This is a genomic window from Anaerosalibacter massiliensis (assembly GCF_024623155.1).
GTDB classification, from domain to species: domain Bacteria; phylum Bacillota; class Clostridia; order Tissierellales; family Sporanaerobacteraceae; genus Anaerosalibacter; species Anaerosalibacter massiliensis.
Genome location: NZ_JANJZL010000004.1, coordinates 1 through 15363 on the forward strand (window position 1 = coordinate 1; position 15363 = coordinate 15363).

The window sequence follows — 15363 nt, forward strand, 5'->3', positions numbered from 1 at the left end:
AGAAAAAGCAATAAAAGAACTTGGAGGTGGAATAAATGACTAAATTCATGGCAACTAGAGATGCCTACGGTGAAGCTCTAAAAGAACTAGGAAAAACAAACAAAGATATTGTAGTATTAGATGCAGATCTTTCAGGGTCAACTAAAACCGCAGTATTTAAAAAAGAGTATCCAGACAGATTTTTCAATGTAGGAATAGCAGAGCAAAATCTTATGGGAACTGCTGCAGGTCTAGCAACCACAGGGAAGATTCCTTTTGCAAGTACTTTTGCAATGTTTGCTACAGGAAGAGCATTTGAAATAATTAGAAACTCAATATGTTATCCCAAACTAAATGTAAAAATTGCAGCAACCCATGCAGGTCTTACTGTAGGAGAAGATGGTGCAACCCATCAATCCGTAGAAGATTTAAGTCTAATGAGGTCAATACCCAACATGACAGTCCTATGTCCTGCTGACGGAGTAGAAGCTAAAAAAGCTATAATAAAAGCAAGTCAATATAATGGACCAGTATATATAAGACTTGGTAGAAGCAAAGAGCCAGTAATATTTAATCAAGATTATAATTTTCAAATAGGTAAAGGTGTTGAATTAAAAGCTGGAAATAATATAACTATTATTGCAACAGGAATCATGGTATCAAAAGCATTAGAAGCGGGTAAAATATTAGAGAACCATGGAATATCAGCAAGAGTTATAAATATATCCACTATAAAACCTATAGATGAAGATATTATCATAAAAGCAGCAAAAGAAACTAAAAAAATAGTTACTGTAGAAGAACATAGCATCATTGGAGGACTAGGTAGTGCTGTAGCAGAAGTTCTTGTAGAAAATTATCCAGTACCTTTAAAAAGAATAGGTGTAGAAGATAAATTCGGAGAATCAGGAACTGCAGAAGATGTACTAAAGAAATATGGTTTAACAGTAGAAAATATAGTTGAAAAAGTTAAGAAAATTATTTCAAACTAATAATTAGTATCTGTCATTGAATACTTTCATAGTTTTCGATGACAGTTTTTTATTACTATATCATAAATAGCATGAGAAAATAATAAATATAATATAGAGTATTTATTTCCATTTGTAGGGGGGAGTTAATGAAAAAAGTCTGGATTGGTATTATAGTGTGTATTATTATTTTAGGAATAATATTAGTTCCAAAATATTTAAATGAAGGTGATAGAGAGGTGAAATTTAAGGTTCTTCAAACTGATGAGGTTCCACAAAAGTTAAAGGATCTTCTTCCAAACTACTTATCTGAAGAGAGAGCTTTGAGCTGTAAAATTGAAGAAGAAATATATGTAGTTGTTACGAGAGGAGAAAAAAACATGGAAGGGTATTCAGTTACAATAGATAAAATTGAAAGGGGGAAAAAAGAGGACAATAAATTTGGTATTACTGTATTTGCTAAATTTAAAGATCCTAAACCAGATCAGATTGTAGCTCAAAAAATATCCTATCCCTTTACAGTTGTAAAAACCAATTTAGATAAACTACCTGCCGACATAAAATTAGAAGTAGAATATGATGATTAATTATTTTATGACATTATATATCTATATTTTAAATATACAGAAGATGTTTAAAAGAGGTTATCTTAAAATGGATAACCTCTTTTAAACATAAAAAATATCAAAGAAAGTTTTAATACATATGATTAAATATAGGGTATATATTAATTAGACAGTGTGGAGGTGTTTGCAATGAGAGAAAAATATGAACTGCCTTATAATATTTTAAGAAAAAAATGTGATCCTAGTATGTTTAAATATGATACTACTGAAAAAATTCCAGTATCTAGAGAACTTATAGGACAGAAAAGAGCAATGGAAGCATTAAAATTTGGATTGTCAGTTAAAAGGAAAGGATACAATATATATGTATCAGGGCTTACAGGAACGGGAAAAAACAGTTATTCTTATCTTGTAGCAAAAGATTTTAGTAAGAATAAAAAAACACCTAAAGATTGGTGTTATGTTTTTAATTTTAAAAGACCAAATTCTCCTAAAGCTATAAGCCTATTTCCAGGGTTAGGAAAAGTATTTAAAATAGATGTAAAAGATGCCATTAACAATATAAAGATGGATATACCTAAAATATTATCATCAAAAGAATATGAAGACAGCAAGAATATAATATATACCCAAAACCAAAAGAAAGCTGAAGATGTAATAGATGAGTTAAATGAAGTAGCAAAGGACTATGGTTTTGTATTTAAACAAACAGAAAAAGGAATACTTAGCATACCTCTAGTAGGAGATAGACCTATGACAGATAAAGAGATTGAAAATTTATCAGAAGAAGAAGTAGAAGAAATAAAAAAATCCTCTAATGAACTAAGCAATAAAACTTTTGACTATGTGCAAAGAATAAGAGATATAGAAAATAATCTTAAAAGTGAAATGAAAAAATTAAAAGAAGAAAAAGTTTTAGAAATATCGTCTCTATATATAGATCCACTTATAGAAAAATTTAAAGAACAAGAAGGAATTGAAAACTATTTTTCTAATATGAAAGAGGATATAATTCAAAATTTTCAAATGTTCTTAGATGACAATAAAGACAATTATATTGAAAATATACTATCTCCAACAAATGAGAAAGAGGGTTTTTTCAAAAGATATGAAGTAAATTTATTTATTGATAACAAAGATGTAGAAGGAGCACCAGTCATAAGAGAGATGAACCCAAATTATCATAATCTTTTAGGGAAAATAGAATATGTAAATGAACTGGGAGGGCTAAGGACTGATCATACAAAGATACGTCCAGGTTCTATGCATGAAGCTAATAGCGGTTATTTAATCATACAGGCAAAGGATATACTTCAAAGTAGGATAGCTTGGGAAGGTTTAAAGAGAGCTATTTCAGCAGAAGAAATTGTTATTGAAAATATAACTGGGTTAAATATCATTTCTGAAACATTGAGACCAGAACCTATTCCAATAGATACAAAAGTTATAATTATTGGCGATTATTTAACATACCATTTACTTTATCAATATGATGAAGATTTTAAGAAATTATTTAAAATAAGAGCAGATTTTGATGTGGAAATGGAAAGAAATGAAGAAAATATTGAGAAGATCGGTTCTTTTGTTGCTTATCAATGCAGAGAAGAAAGTTTAAAACCTTTTGACAGGACTGCTCTTGCAGCTATAATAGATTTAAGTAGTAGAATATCTGGAAATCAGAATAAGCTTACTGCTAGATTTAATGAATTAGTAGAAATACTTTACGAAGCAGATGCTTGGGCTACTAAGGAAAACAAAAATATAGTTGTGAAAGAAGATGTTGAAAGAGCTATATCTAATAAAGTATATAGAAATAATATATATGAAGAAAAATTATTAGGATTAATTGAAAACAATACATTATTGATAGATACTGAGGGATATAAGGTAGGAGAAATAAATGGCCTGGCTATTATGAGTATAGGCCAATATACTTTTGGCAAACCTAATAAAATAACTGTAAATACATTTTCAGGAAAAGAAGGAATAATAAATATAGAAAGAGAAGTAGGACAGAGTGGAAATATATATGATAAAGGAGTACTAATATTAGGTGGATATTTAGGAGAAAAGTATGCTAAGACAACTCAGCTTTCTATGACAGCAAGTATTACCTTTGAACAGTCTTATGATGGTGTGGATGGTGATAGTGCTTCTAGTACTGAAATATATGCCCTTCTTTCTAGTTTAGCAAATATACCTATCAATCAAGCTATTGCAGTAACTGGTTCTGTAAATCAAAAAGGAGTTATTCAACCTATAGGTGGTATAAATGAAAAAATAGAAGGATATTATAATGTTTGCAAATTAAAAGGATTTAGGGGAGGAGAAGGAGTTATAATACCTTATAAGAATTTAGATAATTTAATGTTAAATGATGAAGTAGTAGTTGCAGTAAAAGATGGAAAGTTTAAAATATATGCTATAAAAACAATAGATGAAGGTATAGAAATACTTACAGGAGTTAGAGCTGGAAAAATAAATAAAAGAGGAAACTATGAGGAAGGAACAATTAATTATTTAGTGCAGAAAAGATTAGAGGAGTACTCACAAATGAGTAAAGATAGGAAATAACATGGGGGAATAAAAATTGACTACACTTAATGAGAAAAGAAAGCTTAACAACGAACAGTTTAATTTTATAAATTTAAAAATAAGGTTAAATAAATATGATTTTCATCCAAAATATTTTGATATATCTAAAAAAGATACAGTTGATAATTTTTTAAATTCCCTGCCTAAAAAGTCTATAGCTTATTTAGGAACAGGGGATTTTCACTATATTAGTTATTTTTTAATAAAAAGATTTTTATTGAAACCAATGTTGGTACTATTTGACAATCACTTTGATATAGATAAAACAGATAAATATGTTATAACTTGTGGTTCCTGGGTTAGAAACTGTATAGAAGAAAATTTAACTAGTGGACTATTAATAATTGGATCAAATAAGAAATATATGCCTAAAGATATTTTAGATTGTCCATTTATACAATATATTGAAGACGGAAATAAGACTTTAGATTTCAATATTATAAAAAAAATAGAAGGAAGACGTGTATATATAAGTGTAGATAAAGATGTTTTAAAAGGGAAAATAGTTAAAACTTCCTGGGATCAAGGTGATATGGAACTTGTTAGTCTTGTAAATTGGCTAAAACTTATAAATAGATATTGTAAAGTTCTAGGGGTAGATATATGTGGAGAAGCAGAACATAATCCTTTATTAGATATAGTTAATCCAGAAATTAATATAAATAATAGGAAGATAGATAAAAAAATATCTGAAATTTTTTTAAATTAACTTTAATATAGATGAAAAAAGTGATAAAATAGTTAGATGTAATATGTAGAAAGGAGCGATAGAAATAAAAAGAAAAACAAATTATATAAAAATATTCTTTTTGTTAATAATTACATTTATTTTATTTAGGTTAATATCTAGTCAGAGCTTTACTTTTACATTAAGAAAAATATCTAAGCCTTTTATATGGGCTTTTGTTATCTCCTTTTTTTTGAATTCACTATTAGTTTATTTAGAAAGAAAGTATACCTTCAAGAGATGGATTAATATCCTTATTGTATATATAATATTTTTTGGAATAATAGCTTTATTCTTTGTATTTATCACACCAACAGTTATTGAAAGTATAAAAACATTAATTAAAGAGTTCCCTGATTATGTTAGAGCCACTGAACAATGGTTTGAATCTATGCCTTCTAAACTTGCTATAATAGATAAATATGGAGTAATTGACGAAGTAAAAGAAGCTTTAGATGAAGCTATGATTAAGGCTACTAGAAGTATAACTCCATTATTAAATAAAACTGTAACCCAAGTTATAAACTTTACTTCTGGATTTTTAAACTTCATTCTAGGTTCTATAATATCTATTTATATTTTAAAAGACAAAGAGGAATTTGCAGAAGGATTTAAGCGACTAGCTTATGCAGTATTTCCAAAGCATAGAGCAGAATCAATAATTAATGTTCAAAGAGAAATAAAAGAGGCTTTTTCTAAATTTTTTGTTGGTAAAATAATTGACTCTTTCATAATAGGCTTGTTATGTTTTGTAGGATGTTTAATTTTAAGAGTCCCTTATTCTTTATTGATAAGTTTAATTGTAGGGGTAACTAATATGATTCCATACTTTGGCCCGCTTATTGGAATGATTCCAGCAGGAATTATAACTTTATTTGATAGGCCGTTGAAGGCGTTGTGGGTTGTTATATTTATATTTGCATTGCAACAGTTTGATGGACTGTATCTAGGACCTAAGATACTTGGAGTGAAAGTGGGAATGAAACCATTTTGGATTATTACAGCTATAATAATAGGTGGTGGATTTTTTGGAGTTTGGGGAATGCTCTTTGCAGTTCCAATAGTGGCAGTAATAAGAACTCTTTTAGGAAGATATATAGAAAGACAATATAAAATAAAAAAATTAGAAGATTAATAGAAGAACAGAGTAGCTATTTAGCTACTCTGTTGCATAATTATCAAAATATCCTTGAATATATACTATAGGCGTTCCTTTATCTCCACTACCACTAGTTAAATCACATAGGCTTCCTAATAGATCTGTGATCTTTCTAGGTGTTGTGCCTAAGGATGCAGCTTTTTCTAATGAATCTTTATGTCTAATTTTTTCCTTTAACATTTCTTCTGCTTTTTCTTTATCTAAACTGTCTAATTCATTGTCAGCTAAGTATTTTAATTTTAGCTCATTTGGAGTTCCTTGAAGACCTTTTGTATATCCAGGAGAAACAACAGGATCTGCAAGCTCCCATATCTTACCTGCAGGATCTTTAAAAGCTCCATCTCCATATATCATGACTTCAACTTCTTTTCCAGTGATTTCTCTCATTTTATTTTGAATATCTTCCACATAAGATTGGGAGTCTCTAGGGAATAGCTTAAGTTTAGTTTCTGTAGCCATATTAGAACCTAATAAGCCATATTCTGGATTGTATCCACTGCCATTAATAGATTTAGTTAATATATTATCTAATCCTAATATATTTTCACCACCAGCTTTTTTAAGAAGCTCTTTAGTTCTCTCCCTTTCATGAATATTTGCAACTAATACATCCTTTGAATATTCTAAAACACTTAAAGGATCGTTTGATAGATATATTTTAATATTGTCATTTATTGCTAGTTCTTTATACATTTTTACATAATCTACACCTGTAAAAGGGTGAGCTACATTGTAACCAAACAAATTTCTGTATTCGTTCTCATTTAAGTTATCGGTATAAGGATTAATTTCTAAATCATACATTTTATCTTTATCCATTAAACAATTTCCGACTTCATCGCAAGGATAGTTGAGCACAAGGTATATTTTTTTACCTGTCATTGCTATTGCCTTAAGTATAATGGAAAATCTATTTCTACTAAGTATAGGGAAGACTATACCAACATCTTTTTTAAAATTGTTGTTTATATCTTCCACAATTTCTTCTACTCCTGCATAGTTACCTTGAGCTCTTGCAATTAAAGATTCAGTTATTCCAATGATATCTCTATCCTTAATAGCATAGTTCTCAGCTTCAGAAGATTCAATGATAGAATTAACTACAATATTTACTATGTCATCTCCCTTTTTAACAATAGGAGCCCTTATGCCTCTTACTGTTGTACCCACTGTTCTCGCCATAAAAATTCCTCCTAAAATCAAATAAATTACCCTATATATTATATCACTATAATTAAGATTTAATAGGTCTATTTAAATATTTCTTGTTTTACAAGAAATAAGTTGTTTTTCTGTTAAAATATAGTCTACAGGAATATCGTATTTACTTCTTGGCAATGAGTCTACTAATTGAAAATTATAAGCAAATCCAATAGTTACTGCATCCTTATTTAATTTTTTTAAAAATCTATCATAATATCCTCCTCCATATCCAATTCTATATCCATCTTTATCAAATACTGCACCAGGAACAATTACTAAATCTACAATTGAAGGGGACACCCTTCTGATATACTGACTTTTAGGTGTTAATATATTATAGTAGCCAATGACTAGTTCATTATCAAAATCCTTCAACTCAGATACAATAAGTTCCTTTGTTTTGTGAACTGTTATAGGGACACCAACTCTTTTACCATTAGATATAGAATGTTTTATAAACTTCTTAGTCCTTACTTCTTTTCTAAAAGCTATATAAGACATTATAAATGAAGAATTTTTGTATATTTGTAAGTCTAATAATTTATTAGTTATTATATTACTTTTTTCCTCAGCATCTTTATTAGGAAGTTTACTACGTTTTGCCAAAAACTGTTTTCTTAAAATTTCCTTATTCATGAAATCACCCCTTGATATCTATCTAATTTATATTATAATATAATATAAATTCAGAATACAAATTAATGGAAAAATATAACGAAAAAACAAATAAAATAAGAAAAATTAGTAGAAGACACTATATTAGATATGATAAAATAAATATATGTAAATAAAGTTTTTTTATGTTATAATAGGTACTTACTTTAAAAGACTCATAGTAAAGGTGGTAAGAACGTGATAAAGTTTATTAATGTGAGTAAAGTTTATAAAAATGGAACTAAGGCTTTGGAGAATATAAATATAACTATTGATAAAGGTGAATTTGTATTTATTGTAGGGCATAGTGGTGCAGGAAAATCTACAATGACTAAACTCTTACTTAAAGAAATAGAACCTACATCTGGTAAAATCATACTAGAGGACAAGGATATAACCAAGGTAAAAAACAGAAGAATACCTTATATAAGACGAAAAGTAGGAGTAGTCTTCCAAGATTTTAGATTGCTCCCAAATAAAACCGTATATGAAAATGTAGCTTTTGCTATGGAAATCATTGGTTCTCATCCAATGGAAATAAAAAAAAGAGTGCCAGAAGTATTAGAGATGGTGGAGCTAGGTGAAAAAGCAAATGACTATCCAGATCAATTATCTGGAGGTGAACACCAGAGAGTTTCTATAGCAAGGGCTATTGTGAACAATCCTCCAGTACTTATAGCTGATGAACCTACAGGAAATTTAGATCCAGATACAGCTTGGGAAATAATGAAAATTTTAAAAGGTATAAATGGGAGAGGAACTACTGTTTTAATGGCCACACATGCTAAAGATATAGTAAACTGTATGAAAAGAAGAGTAGTAGCTTTAGAAGATGGAAAAGTGGCAAGAGATGAAGAGAAGGGTGTGTATGAATATGAGTTTTAGGATATTCAAGAATGTTCTCAAACAAGGATTTCAAGGCATGTGGAGAAATAGAGGTATGGGTTTAGCTTCAGTAGGCTCTATTACTGCTGTTCTAGTTATATTAGGAATGGTACTAATTATGATATTGAGTATTAACAATATAGTAAATGAAACCCAAAGTAAATTTGATGAGGTACAGGTATTTTTAGAAGATAGTGTTAAAGAGGAACAAATTGAGGAAATAGGAAATAAGATAAAATCTTTTGGTGGTGTTAAAAATTTAAGTCTTGTCACTAAAGATGATGCAATGAAAATAATGAAAGAAGATTTAGGTGATAAGGGATATTCATTTGAAGGATTGGAAGATGAAAATCCATTACCTAATTCATATACCATTCAATTAGAGAATATAGAATATGCAGATAAAGTTGTAGAAAACGTAAAAGATATAAAGGGAATAGAAGGAGTAAAATATTATAAGGATGTAATCAACAAGCTTATTTCAACAGCTAATTATATAAGAGTTGCAGGAATCATAGCAATAGCCATATTAATGTTTATATCAGTGTTTATTATTTCAAATACTATAAAAATCACAGTAACAGCAAGGAAAAAAGAAGTAAATATTATGAAGTATGTAGGAGCTAGCAATGGCTATATTAGAGGACCTTTTATTATAGAAGGAATTCTATTAGGCCTTATAGGTGCAGTACTATCTATTCTTATAGTCAACTATGGATATGAATATATTTTCCATTTTATAAATGAAAGACTATATGTAATATTTACAGTATATTTAGTAGCACCTTATACATTGCTAAAAGATATTAGTATTATGTTTGTAGCTATTGGTGTTGGAATTGGAACTTTAGGTAGCTTAGTATCCTTGAAAAGATTTTTAAATGTATAATTTCAGGAAGGAGGCTTTAAATTTTATGGGGCGTAGTAAAAAAGTCATAACATTGCTTATAGCACTATTGGTATTTAATTGTGTAGCAGTGTATGCAACAGGAGATGTAAACAGTTTAAAAAATGAACAAAAGGGGGTGAACAAACAAAAGCAAAATAAACAAACTCAAATAAAAGAATTAGAGAAAAAACAAAAAGACTTATCAACTGAAATAAAATCTTTAGACAAAGAAGTAAATGAAACAGGTGATGAGTTAAGTAAAGTTGAAAATAAACTTACAAATTTAAATAATGATATAGAAAAAACTACTAAAGAGATTGAAGAAGCTGAAAGAAAAATAGGAGAAAGAAAAGATTCATTTAATTCTAGACTTAGAGCTATGTATATGAATGGAAATATTGGATACATAGAAGTTCTACTTTCAGCAGCTGATATGAAAGACTTTCTATTAAGAAAAGAAATGGTTCAATCAGTAGTTGAACATGATACTGATCTACTTGATTATATGCAAGAACAAAAAAATATAATGGATACTAAGAAGAAAGAACTTAAAACTCAAATAGCTGAAGCAGAATCTACTAAAAGACAAGTAGAATCAAAGAAAAATGAATTGATGGTTGCAACAAGAAGCAAGCAAAAACTTATGAATGTTGTTGAAAAGGACAAGTCAAAATTAGAACAACAATTAGATGAATTAAATGCACTATCACATAGTTTAAATTCTGAGATTGCAGAACTTCAGAAAAAAGCTGAGGCTCAAATGGCAGCAGCAAATGCAACCAAAAAATCAAATGAAAATAAGAAAAATAATAATACAGCTGTAGTAGATAATTCAAGTAATTCAGGAAAAACTAATAACTCAAGCAATGGAAATAGCACAGGAAAATCTAATAGTTCAAGCAATTCAGGTAGTTCAAATAGTACTCCAGCTTACTCAGGAGGCAGATTATCTTGGCCTGTTCCAGGACATTATGGTATTAGTTCGCCTTTTGGATACAGAATTCATCCAATATTTGGAACTAAAAAATACCATTCAGGAATAGATATTCCAGCACCTACTGGTACACCAATAGTTGCAGCAGCAGATGGTATAGTAATAGAAGCACAATCTAAAGGTGGATATGGAAATGCTGTAATTATAGCTCACCCAGGAGGAATAGCAACTCTTTATGGGCATAATTCATCTTTGGTAGTTAGTGCTGGTCAAAGTGTAAAAAGAGGTCAAGTAATAGCAAGAGCAGGTAGCACTGGTAATTCAACTGGTCCACATTGTCACTTTGAAGTAAGAGTAGGTGGAGGAGCTGTAAATCCTATGTCATATTTGAAATAAATAAATTAAAAGGAGGATATTTTCCTCCTTTTTTCATATTTCTTTGTAAAGTAATGGTTTTAATGATATAATGTTTAAGTAGATTTAAAAAGATAAAATACAATACATATTTTCTAAAAGAGCAGAATATATAGTTAGAAATATAGTTATGGTTCAATAAATATAGATAGCATAGAAAATTGAAGTTTATTAGCAGTAACCCTGAAAAGATTTTTAAATGTAAACTCAGGAAGGAGGCTTTAAATCTTATGGGGCGTAGTAAAAAAGTCATCACGTTACTTATAGCACTATTGGTATTCAATTGTGTAGCAGTATATGCAGTAGGTGATGTAAATAGTTTAAAAAATGAGCAAAAGGGGGTGAATAGAAGAAAAGAAGAGAAAAAAAATGAGATAAATAAATTGGAGAAAAAACAAAAAAATATATCAAATGAAATAAAATCTTTAGATAAAGAGGTAAATGAAGCAAGTGATGAATTAAGTAAAGTTGAAAAAAAGCTTGCAAATTTAAATAATGATATAGAAAAAACTACTAAAGAGATTGAAGAAGCTGAAAGAAAAATAGGAAAAAGAAAAGATGCATTTAACTCTAGACTTAGAGCCATGTATATGAATGGAAATATTGGATACATAGAGGTTTTACTTTCAGCAGCTGACATAAAAGATTTTTTATTGAAGAAAGAAATGGTACAGGCAGTAGTGGAACATGATACTGATTTACTTGACTATATGCAAGAACAAAGAAATATAATGGATACTAAGAAGAAGGAACTTAAAACCCAAATAGTTTCAGCAGAGTCTACTAAAAGACAAGTAGAATCAAAGAAAAATGAATTGATGGTTGCTACAAGAGGTAAACAAAAACTTATGAATAATGTTGAAAAAGACAAAAAAGAGTTACAAAACCAATTAGATGAATTAGAACGAGAATCTAACCAAATTGCATCACAAATAGCAAATCATAATAATTCTAATAACTCTAATAATTCTAAAGGTAAAAGTGGTGGTAGTACAGGTGGTAGTACAGCTAGTATTTCTGCTAGTGTGACTCCAACAGGAGGTGCTATGATTTGGCCAACTAGTGGACCAGTAACTTCACCTTTTGGTCCTAGATGGGGCAGATTGCACACTGGAATAGATATAGGAGTGGGAGTAGGAACTCCTGTAGTTGCTGCTAAAGATGGAGTAGTTATTCTTACTAAAACAGGCTATAGTGGAGGATATGGGAACTATATAGTTGTTGACCACGGTGGTGGTGTTTCAACTCTATATGCTCACAATTCATCATTATCTGTTGGTGTAGGGACTAGAGTTAGACAAGGTCAGCAGATAGCGGTATCAGGAAACTCTGGTCGTTCAACAGGACCTCATCTACATTTTGAAGTCAGAATAAATGGAAGACCTGTAAATCCTATGGGTTATTTAAGATAAAAAAAGGAGGAATTTTCCTCCTTTTTTTTTATTTCTTTGAAAAGTTATAGCTCTAGTGGTATAATGTTAAAGTAGATTTAATAAAATAAACTACATAATGCTTGTTAAAATGAGGTGAATTGAATGTCAAAAAAGAAAGCCACGACTCGTATAATATTACTTCTTCTTATAACAAATATAGCTACTTTTACTATTAGTAATCTACTGCCTATACCTCTCAATAAAAAAGTTATAATTTCTAAAGATGAATATGAACAATTGGCAACAGTATATAAAAAATACTCCAAGGCTATGACTATTGAGGAGTCAATAAAGAAAAATTTCTTAAAAGATGTAAATGATGAGAGATTAATGGATGGACAATTAAAAGGCATGTTGGAATCTTTAAAAGATCCTTATTCCACATATATGTCCAAATCAGAATTTGATGATTTTATGGAACATACTAAAGGTGTCTATGGTGGAATAGGTGTAATTGTAAGTCCGGGAGAAGATAATTTAATAACTGTAGTGTCCCCAATAGAAGATACACCTGGGGAAAAAGCAGGTTTAAAAACAGGAGATAAAATTATAAAAATAGATGGAGAAGAATTTACTGCAGATAAAATGGATGCAGCTGTAAAGGTTATGAAGGGAAAACCAGGAACTGAAGTAAATTTAACTATTCTAAGAAAAGATAAGGACGGAAAATCAAATAATATAGATTTAAAAATCAAAAGGGAAGAGATTAGACTAAAAACTGTTAAGGCAGAAATGCTAGAAGATAAAATTGGATATATTAAAATTACTTCTTTTGATGATTTAACCTATAAAGATTTTAAAAAGGAATTTGATATATTAGCAAAGGATGGAGCTCAAGGAATTATATTAGATTTAAGGAATAATCCAGGAGGATTATTAGATGTATCTGCAGATATAGCAGATGAGTTTTTAGGCGAGGGAACTATTGTATATACAGAAGATAAAAATGGTGAGAGAGAATATTTAAAATCTGATAAAAAGAAAACAGATTTGCCTCTAGTAATGCTTGTAAACGAAGGAAGTGCTAGTGCTTCAGAAATATTAGCAGGTGCAGTAAAAGATACAGAAAGAGGGGTTTTAGTAGGAACAAAGACTTTTGGAAAAGGTATAGTTCAAAGAATAGTCAAACTTCCAGATGGTTCTGGATATAAAATGACAGTGTCAGAATACTTTACTCCTAAGGGCACTAATATTCATAATATAGGTATAAAACCAGATGTAGAAGTTAAATTGCCAGAGGAAGTTCAGATAACTGGACCAGAAAATTTAAAAGAGGATGTACAACTTAAAAAAGGTATAGAAATAATGAAAGATACTATGAATAAAAAATAAGGGAAAGAAATTCCCTTATTTTTTATTTAAGCTTATTTTATTTAAATCAATAGAATATATAATATGTCTTTCATCTTTTTCCATAGGAGCTGATAGACTTACATATCCCCTATTTAGCACTTCATCATAAAAGAAAGTTTCTCCTGTGATTTCAGCAATAGATTCAGATGAATTATCTATTATATTATATTTATTAAGAGTGTAATCATTATTACAGGAGTTTTTTGTTATGACTAATAGATTGTCTTGATCTAATTTTATATAGTTTTTAACATCTAGTTCAGTTTCAACATTTTTAGAATTATTTTCTATATCATATATACACATCAAATCTATATTTTTATCCTGTGAATTTTTTAAATATATAATTGAATTTTTATCTATAAAACTTATTCTATATCCTTTGTCAAGTTCTATAAGATTAGAACCATCTTTTGTAATATAAATATTTTGATTTATGTCTTTATCACTATATTCAGTGAATACAATTAGATTATCTTTGAAATCAAAATCTGAAATAGTTTTTCCAACTGAGAAAACCTCTTGTGAATTTTTGTCAACTATATTGTATTTAAGTAGAGTAGAACTATTTTTTTCGTTGTTGTTGACAAAATATAAATTATCTTCATTTATCCATTTTATATTCCAAGTGTGATTATAGTCAATTGGAGTAATTTTATTTGCAGTTTTTTCATTTATATTAATTAGATAAATATCTGATATATCTTCATCATTTTCTATAAATGCTATATGTTTATTATCGGGAGAAAAGCTAGCCGAATAAATAGAATGTTTAGTTTCATATATTTTTTCTTTTTCCCCATTTTTTAAATTATATAGCCATAGCATATTAGTATTTTTTCCATCATCTATTTGTTCTTGCTTATATAATATATAATGTTGAGGTATGTAATCTAAAATTAAACCATCATCAATATATTCAGAAATAATCTCTCTATTAGATAAAAGAATTTCACCAGTATTAGCATCAGCTTTTACATGTAAGTTTACAAGTGGGGATTCTAAATCATCTTTATTAAAAATACTATTAAAATCTATATTCCAAATAAAACTTTCATTAGTTTTTACAAGGTCTACTAGAGGAACAGTATTCGGAGCTATTTTATATTGAGAATATATTTTACTAAGTATTTGTGATTTTCCAAATTTTAGTTCTATAGGTTCATAGTTTTGATTTATAATATTAAATTTAATATCATCTATATTGTCTTTACTGGAAATTTTAAGATTAACAATTGCCTGAGGAATTGCAAGTTGAGTTTTGTTATCTTCTACTAATCTGTTAGTATATATATTTATTTCATTATTGTTTTTCGTTATTCCATCTATTTTTATACCAGAAGATTCTACTAAACCTAGTGAAACTAATATTTTAATATTTTTATTTTTTTTAAGAATTTCCACATTTGGTTCTAATGATTGATACCCTTTAGAAAGAACTATTTTTTCTACTTTGTATTTAATTGGTTTTTCTTTTGTATCATTGTCAGCAGGCTCTATTTTAGAATTTTGAATAGTATTACAACTAGTTAATGCTAATGACAAAAATATTATAAAAATAGGTAAAATTATTTTTCTCATATTTGGCCTCCTCCTTCCAT

General features: G+C 28.8%; 13 protein-coding genes. 10 read left to right on the forward strand and 3 right to left on the reverse strand.

The genetic code is table 11. The features are described 5' to 3' along the window. Nucleotides 1-35: 35 nt before the first annotated feature. The 5 genes from NSA23_RS07200 (at nt 36) to NSA23_RS07220 (ending at nt 5973) form a co-directional block, all read left to right on the forward strand. Nucleotides 36-971 (forward strand): transketolase family protein, encoded by a 936-nt coding sequence (locus NSA23_RS07200; protein ID WP_257490362.1) that lies wholly within the window; start codon nt 36-38, stop codon nt 969-971. Between the two features lie 128 nt (nt 972-1099). Then, nucleotides 1100-1537 (forward strand): protease complex subunit PrcB family protein, encoded by a 438-nt coding sequence (locus NSA23_RS07205; protein WP_042683066.1) that lies wholly within the window; start codon nt 1100-1102, stop codon nt 1535-1537. Nucleotides 1538-1705: 168 nt separating this feature from the next. After that, nucleotides 1706-4090: an ATP-binding protein gene (locus NSA23_RS07210; RefSeq protein WP_042683065.1), complete on the forward strand. Its 2385-nt coding sequence runs from the start codon at nt 1706-1708 to the stop codon at nt 4088-4090. 16 nt (nt 4091-4106) lie between these two features. Further along, complete coding sequence (locus NSA23_RS07215) at nt 4107-4820, forward strand: arginase family protein (protein WP_042683064.1); 714 nt, start codon at nt 4107-4109, stop codon at nt 4818-4820. 100 nt (nt 4821-4920) lie between these two features. Further along, on the forward strand, nt 4921-5973 hold the full coding sequence (locus NSA23_RS07220; RefSeq protein ID WP_050069865.1) for an AI-2E family transporter: 1053 nt from the start codon (nt 4921-4923) through the stop codon (nt 5971-5973). Between the two features lie 24 nt (nt 5974-5997). Here NSA23_RS07220 and NSA23_RS07225 read toward each other — a convergent pair whose 3' ends face one another. Further along, nucleotides 5998-7179, reverse strand: coding sequence for a coenzyme F420-0:L-glutamate ligase (locus NSA23_RS07225; protein ID WP_042683062.1), 1182 nt, complete (start codon nt 7177-7179; stop codon nt 5998-6000). Between the two features lie 72 nt (nt 7180-7251). Then, nucleotides 7252-7836, reverse strand: a complete 585-nt coding sequence (locus NSA23_RS07230; protein WP_042683061.1) for a 5-formyltetrahydrofolate cyclo-ligase — start codon at nt 7834-7836, stop codon at nt 7252-7254. A gap of 216 nt (nt 7837-8052) precedes the next feature. On the opposite strand from NSA23_RS07230, the gene ftsE reads away from it, so the two are divergent. The 5 genes from ftsE to NSA23_RS07255 all read left to right on the forward strand — a co-directional run bounded on the left by ftsE (nt 8053) and on the right by NSA23_RS07255 (nt 13741). Then, complete coding sequence (ftsE, locus tag NSA23_RS07235; RefSeq protein WP_257490363.1) at nt 8053-8739, forward strand: cell division ATP-binding protein FtsE; 687 nt, start codon at nt 8053-8055, stop codon at nt 8737-8739. Then, nucleotides 8723-9628, forward strand: a complete 906-nt coding sequence (ftsX, locus tag NSA23_RS07240) for a permease-like cell division protein FtsX (RefSeq protein WP_042683059.1) — start codon at nt 8723-8725, stop codon at nt 9626-9628. The genes ftsE and ftsX overlap by 17 nt, the downstream gene beginning before the upstream one ends. Nucleotides 9629-9653: 25 nt before the next feature. Beyond that, complete coding sequence (locus tag NSA23_RS07245) at nt 9654-10958, forward strand: murein hydrolase activator EnvC family protein (RefSeq protein WP_042683058.1); 1305 nt, start codon at nt 9654-9656, stop codon at nt 10956-10958. Between the two features lie 248 nt (nt 10959-11206). Continuing rightward, nucleotides 11207-12388 (forward strand): murein hydrolase activator EnvC family protein, encoded by a 1182-nt coding sequence (locus NSA23_RS07250; protein ID WP_042683057.1) that lies wholly within the window; start codon nt 11207-11209, stop codon nt 12386-12388. 123 nt (nt 12389-12511) lie between these two features. Next, a complete protein-coding gene (locus NSA23_RS07255) occupies nt 12512-13741 on the forward strand; it encodes a S41 family peptidase (RefSeq protein ID WP_042683056.1) in 1230 nt (409 codons plus the stop codon). A gap of 15 nt (nt 13742-13756) precedes the next feature. On the opposite strand, the gene NSA23_RS07260 is transcribed toward NSA23_RS07255, so the two are convergent. Then, nucleotides 13757-15343: a TolB family protein gene (locus NSA23_RS07260; RefSeq protein ID WP_042683055.1), complete on the reverse strand. Its 1587-nt coding sequence runs from the start codon at nt 15341-15343 to the stop codon at nt 13757-13759. Between the last annotated feature and the right edge of the window lie 20 nt (nt 15344-15363).

Coding starts and splice junctions, on each gene's coding strand:
- NSA23_RS07205 (WP_042683066.1), top strand. CDS start 1,100: ATGAAAAAAGTCTGGATTGGTATTATAGTGTGTATTATTATTTTAGGA.
- NSA23_RS07250 (WP_042683057.1), top strand. CDS start 11,207: ATGGGGCGTAGTAAAAAAGTCATCACGTTACTTATAGCACTATTGGTA.
- NSA23_RS07200 (WP_257490362.1), top strand. CDS start 36: ATGACTAAATTCATGGCAACTAGAGATGCCTACGGTGAAGCTCTAAAA.
- NSA23_RS07245 (WP_042683058.1), top strand. CDS start 9,654: ATGGGGCGTAGTAAAAAAGTCATAACATTGCTTATAGCACTATTGGTA.
- NSA23_RS07255 (WP_042683056.1), top strand. CDS start 12,512: ATGTCAAAAAAGAAAGCCACGACTCGTATAATATTACTTCTTCTTATA.
- ftsX (WP_042683059.1), top strand. CDS start 8,723: ATGAATATGAGTTTTAGGATATTCAAGAATGTTCTCAAACAAGGATTT.
- NSA23_RS07230 (WP_042683061.1), bottom strand. CDS start 7,836: ATGAATAAGGAAATTTTAAGAAAACAGTTTTTGGCAAAACGTAGTAAA.
- NSA23_RS07225 (WP_042683062.1), bottom strand. CDS start 7,179: ATGGCGAGAACAGTGGGTACAACAGTAAGAGGCATAAGGGCTCCTATT.
- NSA23_RS07210 (WP_042683065.1), top strand. CDS start 1,706: ATGAGAGAAAAATATGAACTGCCTTATAATATTTTAAGAAAAAAATGT.
- NSA23_RS07260 (WP_042683055.1), bottom strand. CDS start 15,343: ATGAGAAAAATAATTTTACCTATTTTTATAATATTTTTGTCATTAGCA.